The 17,545-nt window shown below is 52.8% G+C and carries 13 protein-coding genes and 2 tRNA genes; 5 read left to right on the forward strand and 10 right to left on the reverse strand.

Going from position 1 to position 17,545, the window contains the following annotated elements:
- Positions 1–242: 242 nt before the first annotated feature.
- Together ACJROR_RS12860 and gltX are read right to left on the reverse strand one after the other, a co-directional pair.
- Positions 243–318 (reverse strand) — tRNA-Ala (locus ACJROR_RS12860).
- A 396-nt stretch (positions 319–714) separates the two neighbouring features.
- The gene (gltX, locus tag ACJROR_RS12865) at positions 715–2,130 is read right to left on the reverse strand and encodes a glutamate--tRNA ligase (RefSeq protein ID WP_406547412.1); all 1,416 of its coding nucleotides are present in this window, start codon (positions 2,128–2,130) and stop codon (positions 715–717) included.
- Between the two features lie 200 nt (positions 2,131–2,330).
- Between gltX and ACJROR_RS12870 the strand changes: the two genes are divergently transcribed.
- The 3 genes from ACJROR_RS12870 to tsaA all read left to right on the forward strand — a co-directional run bounded on the left by ACJROR_RS12870 (position 2,331) and on the right by tsaA (position 4,433).
- Positions 2,331–2,404: transfer RNA gene (locus ACJROR_RS12870), tRNA-Gly, on the forward strand.
- 970 nt (positions 2,405–3,374) lie between these two features.
- Positions 3,375–3,725 carry an Rcs stress response system protein RcsF gene (gene rcsF, locus ACJROR_RS12875; protein ID WP_406547413.1) on the forward strand — a complete coding sequence of 117 codons (351 nt, stop codon included), beginning with the start codon at positions 3,375–3,377 and terminating at the stop codon, positions 3,723–3,725.
- Positions 3,726–3,731: 6 nt separating this feature from the next.
- A complete protein-coding gene (gene tsaA / locus ACJROR_RS12880; RefSeq protein ID WP_406547414.1) occupies positions 3,732–4,433 on the forward strand; it encodes a tRNA (N6-threonylcarbamoyladenosine(37)-N6)-methyltransferase TrmO in 702 nt (233 codons plus the stop codon).
- Positions 4,434–4,443: 10 nt separating this feature from the next.
- On the opposite strand, the gene ACJROR_RS12885 is transcribed toward tsaA, so the two are convergent.
- Positions 4,444–5,373 (reverse strand): NAD-dependent epimerase/dehydratase family protein, encoded by a 930-nt coding sequence (locus tag ACJROR_RS12885; protein WP_406547415.1) that lies wholly within the window; start codon positions 5,371–5,373, stop codon positions 4,444–4,446.
- Positions 5,374–5,464: 91 nt separating this feature from the next.
- The gene (gene pta, locus ACJROR_RS12890; protein WP_406547452.1) at positions 5,465–7,540 is read right to left on the reverse strand and encodes a phosphate acetyltransferase; all 2,076 of its coding nucleotides are present in this window, start codon (positions 7,538–7,540) and stop codon (positions 5,465–5,467) included.
- Between the two features lie 449 nt (positions 7,541–7,989).
- Between pta and ACJROR_RS12895 the strand changes: the two genes are divergently transcribed.
- Positions 7,990–8,436, forward strand: a complete 447-nt coding sequence (locus ACJROR_RS12895; RefSeq protein ID WP_406547416.1) for a DUF412 family protein — start codon at positions 7,990–7,992, stop codon at positions 8,434–8,436.
- A 7-nt stretch (positions 8,437–8,443) separates the two neighbouring features.
- Here ACJROR_RS12895 and pflA read toward each other — a convergent pair whose 3' ends face one another.
- A complete protein-coding gene (gene pflA, locus ACJROR_RS12900) occupies positions 8,444–9,238 on the reverse strand; it encodes a pyruvate formate-lyase-activating protein (protein WP_406547418.1) in 795 nt (264 codons plus the stop codon).
- Between the two features lie 291 nt (positions 9,239–9,529).
- Here pflA and ACJROR_RS12905 point away from each other — a divergent pair, with 291 nt between their 5' ends.
- Positions 9,530–11,947 (forward strand): hypothetical protein, encoded by a 2,418-nt coding sequence (locus ACJROR_RS12905; RefSeq protein WP_406547420.1) that lies wholly within the window; start codon positions 9,530–9,532, stop codon positions 11,945–11,947.
- 105 nt (positions 11,948–12,052) lie between these two features.
- Here the strand turns inward: ACJROR_RS12905 and serB are convergent, their stop codons facing one another.
- The 5 genes from serB to prmC form a co-directional block, all read right to left on the reverse strand.
- Positions 12,053–13,054 carry a phosphoserine phosphatase SerB gene (serB, locus tag ACJROR_RS12910; protein ID WP_406547422.1) on the reverse strand — a complete coding sequence of 334 codons (1,002 nt, stop codon included), beginning with the start codon at positions 13,052–13,054 and terminating at the stop codon, positions 12,053–12,055.
- A 122-nt stretch (positions 13,055–13,176) separates the two neighbouring features.
- On the reverse strand, positions 13,177–14,043 hold the full coding sequence (locus ACJROR_RS12915) for a TatD family hydrolase (RefSeq protein ID WP_406547424.1): 867 nt from the start codon (positions 14,041–14,043) through the stop codon (positions 13,177–13,179).
- Positions 14,044–14,095: 52 nt separating this feature from the next.
- Complete coding sequence (prfC, locus tag ACJROR_RS12920) at positions 14,096–15,688, reverse strand: peptide chain release factor 3 (protein ID WP_406547425.1); 1,593 nt, start codon at positions 15,686–15,688, stop codon at positions 14,096–14,098.
- An 83-nt stretch (positions 15,689–15,771) separates the two neighbouring features.
- Positions 15,772–16,629, reverse strand: a complete 858-nt coding sequence (gene kdsA / locus ACJROR_RS12925; protein ID WP_406039537.1) for a 3-deoxy-8-phosphooctulonate synthase — start codon at positions 16,627–16,629, stop codon at positions 15,772–15,774.
- Positions 16,626–17,504 (reverse strand): peptide chain release factor N(5)-glutamine methyltransferase, encoded by an 879-nt coding sequence (gene prmC, locus ACJROR_RS12930; protein ID WP_406547427.1) that lies wholly within the window; start codon positions 17,502–17,504, stop codon positions 16,626–16,628. Before prmC ends, kdsA begins: the two co-directional genes overlap by 4 nt.
- Positions 17,505–17,545 lie beyond the last annotated feature (41 nt).

The following is a 17,545-nucleotide window of genomic DNA, read 5'->3' on the forward strand; positions in this document are numbered from 1 at the left end:
CCCAGCTGAGCTATAACCCCAAACGCTGCAAATGATACCCGATACGGGGAAAGGTGTCAAATTTTTTTGAGTTTGCGAGATTGGGCAAGACTCATTTTGCGGAACCAGAGTCGGGGAAACCGAAAAACACAAAGACAATAAGCACATAGAAAACAGCATTAGCTAAAAAGTGAATCTGGGAGAATTTAAAGAAGCGGATAAGAAAAGAAGTTTTGAAATCACAAACCAAAGAACAAGGTTCGTGGTGGAGCTACGCGGGATCGAACCGCGGACCTCTTGCATGCCATGCAAGCGCTCTCCCAACTGAGCTATAACCCCTCAACGCCGCAAATGGTATCTGATCTCCTCAATGGTGTCAAATATTTTTTGCACAAATTTGTTAAAAATTCCTGAAAGCGGCGGAAGGGGCGGAAGGGGCGGTTTTTAGGTCATAAATTAACCATCTGAAAACCAAAAGGCTGGATTTTGCAAGAGTTTGGGAATATCCGCCGGTTTTTTACCTTTTCAGCGCTGTAAAACATCATGGGAGTTCAGAACCTGAAGGCATGAGAGCATCTTTGGGAGTAAAGGCCGGGGAAGATCCGGAAGAACAGCGGGAGCGGAATCCTTATGATAAACGCTGTCTGATGAAAAAGCCCGGATGAAAAAGGGAAACCGCAATTATGCAGTTTCCCTCATCTGAAGCTTTCTATTTAATCCGGCAGTTCTCGGGAATTATTCCTTTCCGAAGCTGTTACGGAGATAGTCGATGGTCTTTCTGATGCGTTCAAAGGTCTTTTCGCGGCCCACCAGCTCCATGGTAATGCCCATTTCCGGAGATACGCCGCGGCCGGTTACCGCCAGTCTGAGCGGCATTCCTACCTTCCCCAGCCCCACATTCATGTCGGTGGCTACGGTTTTGAAGGCCTCCTCGATCTTTTCAGCCTGCCAGTCGCTGACGGCTTCAAGCTTGGCCAGAGAACGTTCCAGAGCTTCGGCGCTGTTTTCCTTGAACCACTTTTTCGCAGCCTTGGGTTCGTATTCGGTGTAGTCCTGATAGAAATAGACGGAATTTTCAGCCATTTCCTTAAGGGTTTTGCATCTTTCTGCCTGAGCCTTTACGATGGCAGTGAGTTCAGGTCCCTTGCTGTAATCGATGCCCAGATTGTTCATCTGCCACACCAGCTCCTCGGCCACTCTTTCCGGAGGCAGAGTCTTGATGTAGTGCTGGTTCATCCATTTAAGCTTGTCGGAGCTGAAAGCCGAAGCGCTTTTGGAGACGTTTTCCAAAGCGAAAAGATTAATCATCTCCTCCAAAGAGAAGATTTCCTGATCGCCATGTCCCCAGCCCAGCCGTACCAGATAGTTGATAAGAGCCTCGGGCAAAAAGCCGTCATCCCGGTACTGCATGACGCTGACGGCTCCGTGTCTTTTTGACAGCTTGGCTCCGTCATCGCCCAGAATCATGGAAACATGGGCAAATTCAGGCACCGGCGCCCCCAGAGCCTTGTAAATGTTTATCTGGCGGGGAGTGTTGTTAATATGATCTTCGCCGCGGATAACATGGGTGATTTTCATGTCCCAGTCATCGATTACCACGCAGAAATTATAGGTGGGGGTGCCGTCAGTGCGGCGGATAACCAGGTCATCCAGTTCCGCATTGTCAAATTCGATGTCCCCGCGGATAAGATCGTGGAATTTCACCTTGCCTTCCCGGGGATTCTTAAAGCGAATGCAGTATGGTTCATCGGGAGAATGTTCGGCATGATCCTCGCGGCAGTGACCGTCGTACCGGGGCTTCTCGTTTCTGGAAAGCTGTTCCTCCCGGACTTTATCCAGACGTTCCTTGGCGCAGTAGCACTTGTAGGCCAGGCCCTGCTCAAGGAGCTGGTCAATTACCTCATTGTAGCGATCAAAGCGCTTGGTTTGATAGAAAGGGCCTTCATCCCAAGTCAGTCCCGTCCATTTCATGGATTCTATAATGGCATCAATAGCCGGCTGGGTGGAACGTTCACGATCGGTATCTTCAATGCGCAGCACAAATTTACCGTGGTGATGATGAGCGTACAGCCAGGAGTAAAGGGCGGTTCTGGCTCCGCCGACGTGGAGATATCCAGTGGGACTCGGAGCAAAACGGGTTCTAACTTCCATTTCTAAAATTTCCGTAATGAATAAAGTATGGGGATGTGAATGAATCACGACGATTGACAAAGCGCATTTTAGCACCTGACAGGGGGTTCTTTAAAGACGGAATCTCAGGGCCTCTCCCTGACTCTCTCGGAAAGCTGCGCAAAAATATTAAAAAGTTCTTGCGCTCTTCCGGCCGATAAAGTAAGATACACCCGTCTTTTGCGAGAGTAATTCAATGGCAGAATGAAAGCTTCCCAAGCTTTATACGCGGGTTCGATTCCCGTCTCTCGCTCCACTGTCTTTATTCAATATCTCCAAATTCTTGCCTCTTAAGCTTTCAGATCTCGATATTGCTCCTGTTTTTGTGATTCCAGCCCCCATTTTTGTCAAATTTGTTTTTTTTTTGGAACTGAACTACAGGGCTGCGGTCTTTCAGAAAAACGATCCAGCCAGCGTAGTTTAGAATGAGCACCTCCTCGCGGACGCTATAAAAACGGCTTGAGAGAAAACGAATGTAAACACGGGATGAAAATATTTAAACGGCTGATGCACCCGGCAAAAACAGAAAAGAAATAGTTATTTTTCTGTTCAACTGTTTTAAAATTAATAGAGCAGGAAAGGGAATACGCTATGAGAAGATATCGTAATTGCTATGAACCAGACGGGGATTATCCTGAATGGATGTATACGGCGGCCAAGTGTGTTATTTACGGGCCTTTTGTACTGGCTCTTATCGCTTTAATGATCTTTGTTGGCATAATGGCTTTTGCGGCAATTCTTGCGAGTTGAATTTGCAAAATTAGATATTAAAAAAGGAGTGTAATAAACTCCTTTTTTTATTTTAATGAGGTAAAAAATGACAGGTGCGGTAAATGTAGTCATTCAAGGAATGTGGTGTAATCAGGAATCAGGCTTCTTTGCAAACCGTTATTGCTTCTCTCTGTGATTTTCAAACTCCAGCGGACAATGTCGGTCAGGCTCTTATTCGAAATACGTAAGATTGTGGATATTTGAGCAGTTCAATTCAGATGCTGACCATTGCCGGCCATGCTGAAACGGCATCTGTCATTCTGCATGAAGTCTTGGGCATTGTTGCCCTGACCAGGTCGTCATGATTTCGTAATCACCTCATGCAGCATGACAAACTTTCTTCTGAACCATTTAAAACCTGCCCTTCCGAAAAATGCTGTAAAATATCGCGGTTTTGAACAATCAGGGGATTGAGACGGGGGATTGAAATGAGGACGCTGTGCGGTTTTTTGATTTTGGTTTTGTTTGCAGTATCGGGCTGCAGCTATTTTTCCTTTGAAACCAATCTTAATCCGGACAATATCGAGGATTATTTTGCCAAGGCCAATATGAAGGTCTACAAAAACAGCGAGCTCCGGGATCTTAATTATGAGAGTCTGGGCACTGTGGAGGGCATATCCTGCCAGACATCCTCGGATGAACCGGAAGCCAATGAAAGAGATGCCCGCATAGACGCCCGGGAAAAGGCTCATATGAGAAGGGCCAACGGCATTGTTTACACCTCATGCGTTGCTCTCGAAGACACTCCTGTATGCCTTACCAGCGTTTCCTGTTACGCCCGGGCCCTTTACGTCAAGGAAGACTGATCAGGCATGATGTTCAGCGTTGCTCCTGTGGGGTGGGTGGAATCCCCCTTTGCCGAGAAGTTTGCGGTGCCCAGACAAAGCGCTCTGGTGCGGCACGGCATTTTTCGGATCCGTTTCCATCCTCCCTACAATGTGGCCGATGCCTTTACCGGCATTGAGGGCTTCAGCCATCTCTGGGTACTTTTCAATTTTGACCGAATTCCCGAATCTCAGGGCTTTCAGCCCCGGGTGCGGCCGCCCCGGCTGGGGGGCAACAGAACAGTGGGAGTTTTTGCTTCCAGATCTCCCTTTCGCCCCAACAGAATCGGCCTTTCTCTGGTTCAGCTCCGAGAAACCGGCGAGGACAGTCAGGGGTTCTATCTCTCTATTTCCGGTGCAGATTTGGTGACCGGCACTCCGGTGCTGGATATTAAGCCCTATATCAGATTTACGGACAGCGTGCCGGATGCGGTTTCCGGATTTGCCGAGGAGCCGCCGCTGAATATGGAGGTGGTGTTTACCCCGGCGGCGGAGCGGGCTGTTGGGGCATCAGGAATTCCGGAGTTTCGGGAACTGATTGCGGAGGTGCTGGCTCAGGATCCCCGTCCCGCCTACCGCCACGGCATCTCTGATGATGACCGCATTTACGGAGTGCAGCTTTACGACCGCAATGTCAGATGGCGGGTTTCCGGAAACAGAGCCGAGGTTATTGCGGCGGACAGGATCTGAACCGGCTTAATCACAGGCTGTTAAGAAATGCGCCGAAGTCCTCCCATAAAAAACGATAGCCCAGTTTATCAGTGAGAACCTTCGGCCGGGCGGTATTGGAGAGCAGGATAAAATCTGCCGTGTTTGGCTTCATCAGCCTGATGAGTCCGGCGGGAATATGCAGAGTGAAGATTCCCCGGTTTATTCTGGCGATCTCCCGGCAGATTTCGTTAACGCTGAGAGGCTTTGGCACAGCCAGATTGACTGCGCCCGCAAAGTCCGGCCACTCATGTATTATTTTCCAGATTATTTCCGCAGTGTCCTGAATGCTGATCCAGGATATGCAGTAATCTCCGGCCCCCGGAATCAGCGCCGGCGCGCGTCTTATCAGCATAAACGGCTTTAAAAAGCCGCCGTCCCGGCCCATAACCGTACTGAACCTGAGGGTTATAAGCCGGGGCAGCCTTGGGATAATGCCATCCCTTACAAGCTCCGCCAGAGTTTCCGAGGCGGCGTTTTCCCATTCCTGCGCCAGCAGGGCGGGAAAGGTCGTCCCCGGAGGGGCGTTTTCCGGAGCGGGGATCCGGGACGGGGGATAAAAACCGGTGCTTCCGGCCATGATAATGGTATCGGGAAGCATGCCATTGGCCGCAAGTCCCCGGAACAGTCTTTCGGTGTATGGCCCCCGGGATTCCCGGATCTCCCCAATATTTTCAAAAAAGGGCCGTATCCGAAATACCGGAGATCCGGCAAGATGGATGAGGATATCAGGACGGGTTTTAATTTCCCGGAGATCTCTCAGGTATGTAACTCTTTCCGGAGGAAAGGCGCTGCCGGTCCCGGGAATGCTGCCGCCGGGATGAACCAGTGCGGCAAAGCTGGTTTCAGAGTCCCTTTTCAGGAAGTCTGTCATAACGTTTCTGCCGATAAATCCGGTGCCGCCGGTAATAAGGACATGCATTATTTCTTTCTCTTTGACTGCAAAAAAGGGCGGCACTTTCGGATGCCGCCCTCATTTCATCTGAAACTCCTGTCAGGTCTCAGTCTCGCAATCAGGCTTTCTGCTGCTGTGCCTGAATAGCCGTGATGGCAATGGTGTAAACAATGTCATCCACCAGTGCGCCGCGGGAGAGATCGTTAACCGGACGTCTCAGTCCCTGCAGCATGGGGCCGATGGAAATCAGCTTGGCCGTGCGCTGCACCGCCTTGTAGAGCGGATTTCCGCAGCTCAGATCCGGGAAAATAAAGACATTGGCCCGGCCGGCTACCTTGGAATCCGGAGCCTTGGAGCGGGCTACGCTCATCTCGCAGGCGGCATCATACTGCAGAGGGCCATCCACCAGAATATCAGGACGCTGGGCCTTTACGGCTTCAGTGGCGGTCTTCACCAGATCCACATCAGGCCCCTTGCCGGAAGCTCCGGTGGAGTAGGATATCATGGCCACCCGGGGTTCGATGCCAAAGGCTTTGGCGGTGTCGGCAGACTGAATGGCAATGCCGGCCAGCTCTTCGGCGGTAGGATTGGGGTTAACGGCGCAGTCGCCGTAAACCAGCACCTGATCCGGAAGCAGCATGAAGAAAACAGAGGAAACCTGCTGAGCTCCCGGGGCGGTTTTGATGATCTGGAAGGCCGGACGAATGGTGTTGGCGGTGGTATGAACAGCTCCGGATACCAGACCGTCGGCTTCGTTGTTGTCGATCATCATGGTGCCCAGCATGACGTTGTCCTTAAGCTCTTCCTGAGCCTTTTCCGGGGTCATGCCCTTGGCCTTTCTGAGCTCCACCAGGCGATCGACATATTTGCCGCGCACAGCTTCGGCATCAATGATTTCAACGCTGCCCAGATCAACGCCGTTTTCGGCGGCAACCTTCTTGATCTCTTCGGGATTGCCCAGCAGCACCGGAGTGGCAATGCCTCTTTCGGCGCAGATAGCGGCAGCCTTCACGGTGCGGGGTTCCGCGCCCTCAGGAAGCACGATTCTCTTTTTATCGGACTTGGCGGTTTCGGTAAGCTTGTAGCGGAAGGCTGCCGGGCTCAGGAGCCTTTCATGGGCGCTTTCCTTGATGAGATCGCTGATAAGATCCTTGCTGAAGCAGCTGCCGATAAAGTCGGAAATGGCGTGCACCCTGTCTTCGTCATCAGCGGGGATGCCGATTTCGTTATTGAGATCCTTAAGGTCGATGGCGGTCTGCCAGGCCTGGTTTTCCGTGCGGATAACAGTAAGACCGGTGCTGTAGATATTGGCCAGGGAAGCCTCGGCCTCGGCGGACAGGGGGGCCATGCCGGTAATAATAAGAGCTCCCAGCTTGGTTCCCTGAGAGGCCTCTTTTTCCACTTCTTTGATAATGTCGCAGCGGTCGCTGGATACCACCACCAGAGCATCCTCGGTGAGCAGCTTCGCGGCGTTTTCGGCGGTGCAGTCGCAGAATACGGCATCGGAAAGTCTTCTGTTTCTGATGTCGCCGGAGTTCAGGATTTTGACATTAAGGAAGTGCGCGCTCAGGTATTTTGCCAGATCGCTGGGACGGGTTACGTTGAGCTTGCGGTTAAGAGGGATGGCGGCCAGAGCCTTGGTAATTCCGGTAAGCTCCAGTCCCTTAATGTCGGAGTCTGACGTGATCTTGTTGAAAATAACCCCCAGAACCCGAGATCTCTGAATATCTGAAAGGCTGTTTAAAACTGTTTTTATGGTGTTTTTCAGGTGCTCCGCATCCCCCTGCGGTCTGACCAGAAGAATGATGTCGGCATCAATGCCGCTGGCGATTTTGGCATTCAGGGAAACTGCGTAGGGATGTCTCTCCTGGGGGGCCAGGCCTTCCACGAGAATGACGTCTGCCTGGGAAGCTGCCTTGTGGGCTTCGAAGTTTCCGATAATCTCCTCAAGAAGAACATCTTCCTTGTTATCGGAGATCATGCTTTCCATGCAGGAAGCCCGAATCGGTTCCGGAAGGTTCTGTCCGGTGCTGGTTCTCACTGCTGCCGTGCTGGCTTCGGAACCCACGTCTGAAGTTTTCGGCTGGGCAACCGGCTTCATGAACGTTGCTTTTGCGCCGGCATCCTGCATTGCCTTGATAAGACCCAGACTTATGGAAGTTGCACCGGCCTCGCTGTTGACCGGATAGAGCATTATTGTACGTGCCACAGACATTTCCTCTTGTGAATAAGCGATATGGAACAGATACGTTGCGGTATTGACTTCAGGCTGCTTTCAGCAAAGTCAGAAGAATTTTCCTGTACGGTGAAAACAGGATGTCCTTCCTGCATATCAAATGGGTGCAGAGCTTTATAGAATAAGGCTTTTAAACTGCTCACCGTGAATTTAGAGCTTAGTTAGAGAGTATAGCCCATAACAGTGAGGGCGGCAATTTTCTGATTATGAAAAATAAGAGCCGGTTGCACTTTTCCGGGCCGGCGGGCTGCGGGGGTTCCCCCGAAAATCCGGCCGGAAGCCTCTTTTTAGGGTAAGATATGAAGGCAGGGCGCGTTAAGCTGCTCATATGAAGGCAATGCCTTTATTTCCCTATTCCGGCATCCGAATGCGAACCGGACGCCGCTTTCATAATACGGAGATCGTTTTTGGCGGAAATTATGAGCCGCGGTCAGGAAATGGCAAAGATCTGGCCCCGGAATATCAAAACACTGAATGCTGTGTACCGGGAGGGCTTTATTGCCTCCATGGTGGTGTATGCCGGTAGGTGGATGCCCCCCATGCTGTGCTTTTTTGCGGTGTGGTACTTCTGCTTCTGGCGGTATGCCGGCGTGGAGTTTCCGGCATACATCTGGCCGTCGGTGGTATTCATGCTGACTCTGGCGTTTCTGGCTCCGGTCTGGGGGATCTGGAAGCTGGGACAGAGATCTCTGAGAAGGCTGACCCCGCAGGAAATATCCTGGTACGGCAGGATCTGCGAGGCGACCGGAGATACCCCGGCACTGAATCCGGACATGCTGACTCTGGCCCGGGCGCTACGCAAGGCTCTGGATCGGGAGGGAGCGGATCCCCGGGCTCTCACGGACGGGATCTGAGCCGGAATCAGTACGTTTCTTTGAAGTATTCCCGGAGAATTCCCCGCAGATGATCCATGACCTCCTTTTTCGGGGGGCTGATGTTTTCCAGCTTGTAGGTCTCGTTAAAGAATTTCCACTTGTGCTTGCCAAGCTCGTGGTAGGCCAGAAGCTCCACCCGTTCCACGGCATCGCCCAGGGATACGATGAATTTTCCCAGCGCATGGGCGTTTTCGTCATCATCGGTATATGTAGGAATAATTACCTGCCGGATCCACATTTTTTTGCCATGATCCCGGAGATACCGGGCAAAGGTCAGAACTCTTTCGTTGTCAAAGCCGGTGAGCTCCTTATGCTTCAGAGGATCCATGGCCTTGATGTCCAAAAGGAAGGTGTCCGTTTCATTGATAAGGTTCACCTGATCTCTGGTGTAATGAAAATATCCGTTGGTGTCCAGACAGGTGTTAAAACCGGCGGCATGCACCTCCCGGAACAGCTCGGCGATGAATTTTGCCTGCAGGGAGGCTTCCCCGCCGGTGCAGGTGACTCCGCCGCCGCTGGCATTGAAGAAGGGGGCATAGGTGATGATTTCCTTCATCAGCGCTTCCACGGTATAGACCGTGCCGCCTTCCATGTCCCAGGTATCTCTGTTGTGGCAGTAGATGCATTTGAAATTGCAGCCCTGGAAGAATATCAGATACCGGATGCCGGGGCCGTCAACGGCGCCGCCGGTTTCAATGGAATGAACCCGCGCGGTCAGCTTATCGGTTTCGGAATTCTGAGCTTCTTCCCGGGGCGGGGTCTTTATGTTGTTTTCAGTCATGAGGGATTTCTCCAGGCAGGCGGGATATGTTCTGCAGATCCTGCATTAATTTTATCCAAAAACCGGAATCTCCGGGGGATCTGAAAGCAAAAAAAAACAGTTTCCGCTGCCGCATCTGATCTCTTCCGCCTGCGGCCCGCGGAGCGCGCGGGGGAGATCTCGTGAGAGGGGTAATCGTGTTTGCCGGAGTAGCCTCATATTTTCAGGAGCGCAGGATTAATAAAACCCGGTTCTTGGGGTAGAATCAGAGGAATTTTGCAGCGATATGACAGGTTTGGATTATTTGGTTGTATGGACAATGTCAGAAACAGGGCCCGGGAGCTTATCCCCTACTTGAATACGCCCGCTTTCAAGGAAGTTTTTGCGGAAATTGTCAGCGAAGCCGGGGGAAATGCGGATTTTCTCCTGAAGATGGAATTAAGACGGCTTTGCGCCCCGTGCCTCAGAGTTATGGACTTCAGAAATGACGGTGATTGCGAGATCTTTACCTTCAGCGGCACCTCGCACTTTTTGCAGAAGGAAGACATCGAAGAGTTCCTCAGTCTGACAGCCTGTTACGGCGGCGTTTATACCAAGGGCGTTTACGAGGAGGTAATGCGCAGCCATAATGAAAGGAAGAAGCTTCGCCGTCAGGAAAACAGTCTTACTCATGATCCCAACAGCCCCGCCAGATTTAACTTGGATGAGATTCGCTTTGCCAGCTATGCCCATCGCCGCGATGAAAGAATGTATTATTCCTCGGCCATTGTGGTAGCTTTTCCCGACGGGCGTCTGGTCAATGCCAAAACCTCTGATCTTTCCTGCAGCGGCATTAAAGTGCTCCTCCCCAGTGACTATGAGTTTACCCAGCGGGAAAAAATCAGAATCACCTTCACCAAGCTCATAGAGCTTTATCCTGGAGCGGCCAGAATTCTCACCGGAGTGCCTTACGAAACCCTGGGGGTGGAAAAAAGGGATGTCCGCTGCTGGCTTAAAACCAGATGTCTCTCCGACAATAAGGATCTGGAACGCTTTATTCTGGGCTTTCAAAATGCCAACAAGTATCGCTACCGCATAGACATTGACTACATGGCTTACATTCTCAATATCAAAGCCATAGAATATCAGTACCTGCCCAAGATCATCGGTATTCCCATGTTCTTTGCCGGACGTGAGGAGCTCCGGCTGGCTTATGCTCTTAAAAGCGACCATAACCATGAGCAGCTGGATTACTGGCGGGATGAAAAAGCGGATGACAAAATGGGCACCCTGTTCACCCGGGAGCGCATGGCGAAGCTGCTGGCAAAGCCCGAGGGCCGGCAATACACCTATATTTATGCCTTTAAGCATACCATGGACGGTCATGTTTTTTTTCTCAGCGCCACCATGGACGAGCTTCAGGAGTCGGGGCTTACCGACACGTTTTTTGCGGTCTCAAAAAACCGCGCTACCTTCAGAGTGTTTCGTTTTGAAATCGGCGCGGTTAAGCTTGATGACAAGACGCTGCACGGGCTGGCCGGAGCCTGCGGCGATGAGAAGGAAGCGCAGACCCTTTATAACAATCTTGCCGAGCTTACCTATATCGGCCTTCTTACCAGAATAAACACCCCCGGAGATGCCGCTGTTTACAGCAGCTTCACCAGCAGCCAGTCCGTAAACCGCCTGCAGATCTTTACCCATGATACCGACAGCATTCAGCCGGTGAAGCTGGAGTATCTCCAGTACATCACCCCCCGCAAGGAGCAGCGGTATCTCTACCGGACGGAGATCCTGGCCGCCGGGGACAGCTTTCCGGAAATCGCCGGCTGGACCCGGGACATTTCCAACCACGGCCTTCAGGTGGAGTTCTCAAGTCCGGTGAAGTGCTTCAACGGCGATGTGGTCTATATTTCCATGCCCCAGTTCCAGAAGCTGAAAAAGACCGTATCTCTGATGCATGTGCCCTATGAGGTGGTGTTTATCAACTCGGCGCATACCATTATGCATCTGCAGCTCCATGGATTGCATTCCGCCGTGGTGCTTTTCTTCGATGAACTCATAAATGCCAATCAGCATGTGCTGGAGCCGGCCAAGAATCTTTCCCAGATGAGCGAAACCTCCAAGGCTCTCCGCTCGATTACCGTTTCCCATCTGTTTTCCACTCCGATCATATTCATGCGTTCCAAGGCCTCGCGCCTGGGATATGTCTGCGACAGCGCCAACAGCTCCCGGGCGCGCCGTCTTTTCCACATCCAGGAGACGGAGCCGAAGCAGGCCAATGTTTATCCCCTGTTTTCAAATCAGGTGCTCCGGGGACATATTCTCAGCGATATTGAAAAGATCAAGGCCCATGAGATCCAGAAGCAGTATACGATATACGTGCGCCGGGAGGTCTGGGAAGACAAGATCACCTACGTGCCGCAGGTGGAGGATTCCTTTATGTCGCCTGATGATCAGCGTTCCTTTATTGAAAGAGGCCTGGCGCAGGGGTATTTCGGAGCGTATGCGGTATACGTGACGGCCAACGGGAGGCCTGAGGTATCTGAAATCAAGCAGGAGCTGGATTATATCCGGCGTTATGCTCCTCATAAGTTCAAGACTCTGGACAGCAATATCTGGAACATTATGGGAATAGGCGACGTTATCGATATTACCGAATCGGTGATGGTCAAGCTGGGGATTCCGGTGGTTCTGGGGGAGATTCCCGAAATCCCGGATGCGGGCATCAGTCTGGCCCGGCAGAATACGTAAGGGCCAGAATCAGGGGAACCCGGGGCCGGGCCGGTCTCAGGAAAAAAGGCCGGAGACTCAGGAGAGCTCCGGCCTTATTGATCCTGCCCCTTCGGGGCAGGCGCTTTACTTTATCCGGTCAATGAGCTCGGCTCCCTTCAGCAGGCAGGCAGCCGCATCCAGTCCGAAGTTATTGATGGTGGCCGGAGCCTTTTCCCGCACGATGGGTTTGGCATGAATGGCAAAGCCAATGCCGGCGGCGTTGATCATGGGGAGGTCATTGGCGCCGTCTCCGATGGCAATGGACTGCGCCGGGGGGATGCCATAGCGATCCAGAAGCTCGTTCAGGGTAGTTACTTTAACGCTGGAATCCACAATATCTCCCTCCAGTTCTCCGGTAAGATGACCGTCCACGATCCTGAAGGTATTAGCCCGCACCAGGGTTAAGCCGAATTCTTCCTTAAGTCTGTTTACAAACGTCATGAAGCCCCCGGAGGCGATGGCGGTTTTCCAGCCGTGAAACTGCAAAAGATGAATCAGTTCCGGAAAGCCCGGCATAATGGGGAGCCGATCCCGGAGATCCCAGAGGATCTGAGCCGGAGCTCCCTTAAGGAGACCCACTCTTTTTCTGAGGCTCTGCTTGAAGTCCAGAAGGCCGTGCATCGCCTGGCTGGTAATTTCTGAAATTTGCGCGCCTACCCCCCAGGCTTTGGCTATTTCATCAATGCATTCGCACTGGATGCAGGTGGAGTCCATATCCAGCAGGATCACTCCCGGAGCCGTAAGCTTAGGAAAGTCCCTGACATGAACAGCATCCCTTTTTCCGGAAAGCTTTTTGAGCTCCTGATTCAGCTCCGGGCTGAATTTGTCAGTGCGGGCCATGCAGACCTGATGCCCGAAAAGCTCGCAGGGCGCCTGAAATGCCGCGGTAACTCCGAACCCGGCGGCGATACCGGCCACATCAAGAAGATCCTGCGTAAGAATGCTGTCGCTGACTATTCCGATATAGCCTCCGGAAAAGTCTGCCGGGGAGACCTTAAGGAGATCCGGATCCTTAATGACAAAAAGTTCATTTTCCGGGAGACCGGCATTGATAAGCGGGGCACTTGGATTGTTAATAAAGGACATGGCTTTACCTGACAACGTGAGAAAAAACTCCGCTGATTATACTCCATCAGGACAGGAAAAGGAAAAACCCGGGGTTTAACCTGATATGAACTCCGGCGCCATGCTCTGAAAGCCGGAGGACGCTATGCTTCGGGAATCTGCGGGAGCAGGGAAAGAGCATTCCGGAAGACAACAGCCGCGGTATCTTCAAAGCTCCGGCCCTGAAGCTCGCTGATTTTTCTGATAATCAGGGGGAGGGTTTCCGGAGTTGCAGCTTTTCTGATGCCGTTATCGTAATAGCTCATGAAAGGGGCATCCGTTTCGGTTACGAGATTTTCCGGAGCCAGGGCGGCTGCGGCAGATTTCAGCTTCCGGGCCTCCGGATTCAGGATTAAGGGGCCGATACCCAGAAGAAAGCCGGATCTGAGATACTCCAGAGCCAGATCCTTGCTTCCGGTAAAGCCGTGCAAAATGCCCCGAAGGCCGGGGAATTCCCGGAGAATGCGGAGAGCGGCGCCATGCCGGCCCACCACGTGGAGAGACACCGGAATCCCGTAATCCCGGGCAGCGGCCAGCTGAATCCGTAAGCACCTTTCCTGAAAATCTGCCGCAAATCGGTCTTCATACTTCCTGTCAAGACCGATTTCCCCGATCATAAAGGGATGGAGAACGGCAGTCCTGCTTCGGAAATCCTGCTCGTTAAAGTCCGTGAGATAACCGGGATGAACTCCCGTCATCTGAAAAATCCGCCATAGTCCTGATAAATCATTATTCGGAAGCCCGGCCGATATACGGGCCGACTGATTAGCATGCCGGAAAACAGCCGGGCCGGTCACTCCGGGAACGAATATGAGGCGCGTCGGAGTCTCCGGGGTTTTTAAGGGGGAAAGCGCGGAAGAAGGTGCGGGATAACCTGAGAGAGCGCCGGAGGATAAAAAGGAAAGAGTCTCCTCCGGCATGAGATCCAGATGGCAGTGGGTATCTGCCAGCGGGCAATCCATATCGTTCATGAGGAGACTCCCGTGTTAATTCCCGGACCTCTGCGGGAGAGGCCGCGGGAAATCAATGCTCCCGGGTTTTGCTGAACCGTATGTCAGGGTAGCGCTCCATGGTGAGATTGAGATTCACCATATTAGGGGCAATGTAGGTCAGGTTGTCCGCCCCGTCCAGAGCGATGTTCTGGGGCACGTGGTTTTTGATCTCGGCAATGGCCTTGGGGTTATCGCTTTCGATCCAGCGGGCCGTGCTTACGGTAACAGGCTCATAGATGGCTTCCACGTTGTATTCGTTTTTAAGACGGGAAACCACAACGTCAAACTGCAGGGTGCCCACGGCTCCCACAATGAGATCGTTGTTGATAATGGGGCGGAATACCTGCACTGCTCCTTCCTCCGAGAGCTGAATGAGTCCCTTGAGCAAAGCCTTCTGTTTCAGGGGATCCCGGAGCCGGATCCTTTTGAAAAGCTCCGGAGCGAAGTTCGGAATGCCTGTAAAGCGGAGCTCCTCCCCCTGGGTGAAGGTGTCGCCGATCTGAATGGTGCCGTGGTTATGGAGTCCGATAATGTCTCCGGCATAGGCGGTTTCCGCCTGTTCCCGATCTCCGGCCATAAAGGTTACCGCATCGGAAATGTTCACATCCTTGGCAATGCGGACATGATGAAGCTTCATGCCCTTTTGATACTGCCCGGAAACCAGTCTCAGGAAGGCTATGCGATCCCGGTGCTTGGGATCCATATTGGCCTGAATCTTGAAGACAAAGCCGGTGAGCTTATCCTCGGCGGGGGCCACGTCCCGGCTTTCGGCATGACGGGATCCGGGAGCGGGAGCCCATTCGGTAAGGCCGTCCAGCATATGGTCTACCCCGAAATTGCCCAGAGCGGTGCCGAAGAATACCGGAGTGAGATCCGCCTTCAGGAAATCCTCCAGACTGAATTCATTGGAAGCAGCCTTGACGATTTCGATCTCCTCCCGGAGCTCCTCTGTCAGGTCTCCGCCGATGGCGTTTTCGAGATCCGGATTATCAAGCCCCTTGATGACCCGCTTTTCCTGAATTTCAGAGCCGTGTCCGGATTCGTAGAGGTAGATTTCGTCCCGGTAAAGATGGTAGATGCCCTTGAAGCTCTTGCCGCAGCCAATGGGCCAGGTAATGGGAGCGCACATAATGGCCAGCTCCTTTTCCACCTCGTCCATAAGCTCCAGAGGATCGCGGGTTTCCCGATCCAGCTTGTTCATGAAGGTGAGAATAGGGGTGTCCCGAAGCCGGGTTACCTCCATGAGCTTGCGGGTTCTGTCCTCCACGCCCTTGGCCGCGTCAATAACCATGAGACAGGAATCCACCGCCGTCAGTACTCTGTAGGTGTCTTCAGAAAAGTCTTCATGGCCCGGAGTGTCCAGGAGGTTAACCAGACAGCCGTTGTAGGGAAACTGCATTACGGAGGTGGTGACGGAAATGCCGCGCTCCTTTTCCATTTCCATCCAGTCTGACTTGGCAAAGCTGCCATTGCCGCCGCGGCCTTTGACGGTGCCGGCCTTCTGAATGGCGCGGCCGTAAAGCAGCAGCTTTTCGGTAATGGTGGTTTTACCGGCGTCCGGGTGCGAAATAATCGCAAATGTGCGCCGCCGGTTGATTTCGTCCAGAAATTCCTGAGAAGCCATGGAGTTAAGATCCTTGATTGTCCTTTCTAATTACAAAAAAAGGTCTGAGGCCGAAGCCGCAGACCGCAGTAACATAAAAAATATCAGCAGATTTCCAGCGCCGGCATGCTCTTTACCAGATCGTCAATGGCTTTGATCTGGGTCAGGAACGGCTTTAAGAGCGCCAGCGGGAGAGCGCTGGGCCCGTCGCACTTGGCGGCATCGGGGTTGGGATGAGCCTCCAGGAAGAGTCCCGCAATGCCCACGGCCATGCCGGCGCGGGCCAGCTCGGCTTCCTGCTTTCTTCTGCCGCCGGAGGCTGCCGCATTGGGATCCCGGCACTGCAGGGAGTGGGTGACATCAAAAATCACGGGAGCGCCGCCGGAGGCCTCCTTCATCACGCCAAAGCCCAGCATGTCCACTACCAGATTGTCATAGCCGAAGGAGGAACCGCGTTCGCAGAGCATGATCTGATCATTGCCGCATTCGGCGAACTTTTCCACAATGTTGCCCACCTGGGCCGGGCTCAGGAACTGCGGCTTTTTAACATTCACGGGCTTTCCTGCGGAGGCAATGGCCTTGACCAGATTGGTCTGCCGGGCCAGAAAAGCCGGAAGCTGCAGCACGTCGGTCACCTCTGCCAGGGGAGCTACCTGATCCTCTTCATGGACATCGGTGATTATTTTTACGCCGAACTCCTTTTTCAGCTTTTCAAAAATTCTGATGCCCTGTTCCAGTCCGGGGCCCCGGAAGGAGTGAATGGAGGATCGGTTGGCCTTGTCCCAGCTGGCCTTGAAGACATAAGGGATATGAAGCTCCTCGGTAACCCGGACATAGTGCTCGGCGGCTTTAAGAGCCAGTTCCTCGGATTCCAGCACGTTGATGCCCCCGAAAAGCACAAAGGGCTTATTGTTGGCAACCTCAATGTCCCCGATTTTTACGATTTTGGCGGCGGTGCTCATGCTTGTTCCTCCTTTATCAAAGCGCCCACGGTCACTCTTTCGTTATTTCCCAGATCCCGGATGGTATCCACGGAGCTGAAGCAGGCATCCCGGAACAAATTGCGCACATCCGGCCCCTGCTGAAAACCGTGCTCAATAATGATCCAGCTGTCAGGACGCATATAGCTGGCGGCCTGATGCAGAATGGTGATAATGTCGTAAAGTCCTACCATGGGCGCCACGAGAGCGGTTTTCGGTTCAAAGCGCAGGTCTCCCTTGGTGAGATGGGGGTCGTCCTGAGCTATGTAGGGGGGATTGGACACTATAATATCATACTGGTGTCCGGCTTTGATGTTCTTGAACCAGTTGCTGTTCCAGAAGTGCACCGGGAGGCCCAGAGCATCCGAATTCTCCTGCGCTACCCGGAGAGCCGCATCTGAATAGTCAATGGCATCCACTTCGGCGTCCGGGAGCTCCTTTTTGAGCGCCAGGGCAATGGCTCCGCTGCCGGTGCCCATGTCCAGAATCCGGAGGGTGCGGCCGGGATTTTTAGCCTTAAGGAGACTGGCTCTGATAAGAGCCTGATCCACCACGGTTTCCGTATCCGGACGGGGAATCAGGGTGTCCGGGGTAACCTTGAGCCTGAGAGACCAGAATTCTCTCCAGCCGACGATATAGGCTATGGGCACTCCGGTGAGCCGCTTTCTGGTCATTTCCCGGATCAGTTCCACATTGTCCGGAGAGATTTCCTCCTCGGGGTGGGTCAGCAGGTACGACTTTTCCCGGTTGAGCACATGGGATACCAGACAGTAGGCCTCAATGGAGGATACTTCCCGGGAATTGGTAAAGGATCTCAGAATCTTTTCTGATTCGCGATAAATTTCGCCTGCTTGCATAACGCCTGCCTCATTTCTGCTTGTTCAGCCTTTATGGTCTG

The organism is Succinimonas sp., from assembly GCF_045225735.1.
Lineage (GTDB): Bacteria > Pseudomonadota > Gammaproteobacteria > Enterobacterales > Succinivibrionaceae > Succinimonas.

Coding starts and splice junctions, on each gene's coding strand:
- gltX (WP_406547412.1), bottom strand. CDS start 2,130: ATGGAAGTTAGAACCCGTTTTGCTCCGAGTCCCACTGGATATCTCCAC.
- tsaA (WP_406547414.1), top strand. CDS start 3,732: ATGATGTTCAGCGTTGCTCCTGTGGGGTGGGTGGAATCCCCCTTTGCC.
- ACJROR_RS12885 (WP_406547415.1), bottom strand. CDS start 5,373: ATGCATGTCCTTATTACCGGCGGCACCGGATTTATCGGCAGAAACGTT.
- pta (WP_406547452.1), bottom strand. CDS start 7,540: ATGCTCTATCCGGTCAACAGCGAGGCCGGTGCAACTTCCATAAGTCTG.
- pflA (WP_406547418.1), bottom strand. CDS start 9,238: ATGACTGAAAACAACATAAAGACCCCGCCCCGGGAAGAAGCTCAGAAT.
- ACJROR_RS12905 (WP_406547420.1), top strand. CDS start 9,530: ATGGACAATGTCAGAAACAGGGCCCGGGAGCTTATCCCCTACTTGAAT.
- serB (WP_406547422.1), bottom strand. CDS start 13,054: ATGTCCTTTATTAACAATCCAAGTGCCCCGCTTATCAATGCCGGTCTC.
- ACJROR_RS12915 (WP_406547424.1), bottom strand. CDS start 14,043: ATGAACGATATGGATTGCCCGCTGGCAGATACCCACTGCCATCTGGAT.
- prfC (WP_406547425.1), bottom strand. CDS start 15,688: ATGGCTTCTCAGGAATTTCTGGACGAAATCAACCGGCGGCGCACATTT.
- kdsA (WP_406039537.1), bottom strand. CDS start 16,629: ATGAGCACCGCCGCCAAAATCGTAAAAATCGGGGACATTGAGGTTGCC.
- prmC (WP_406547427.1), bottom strand. CDS start 17,504: ATGCAAGCAGGCGAAATTTATCGCGAATCAGAAAAGATTCTGAGATCC.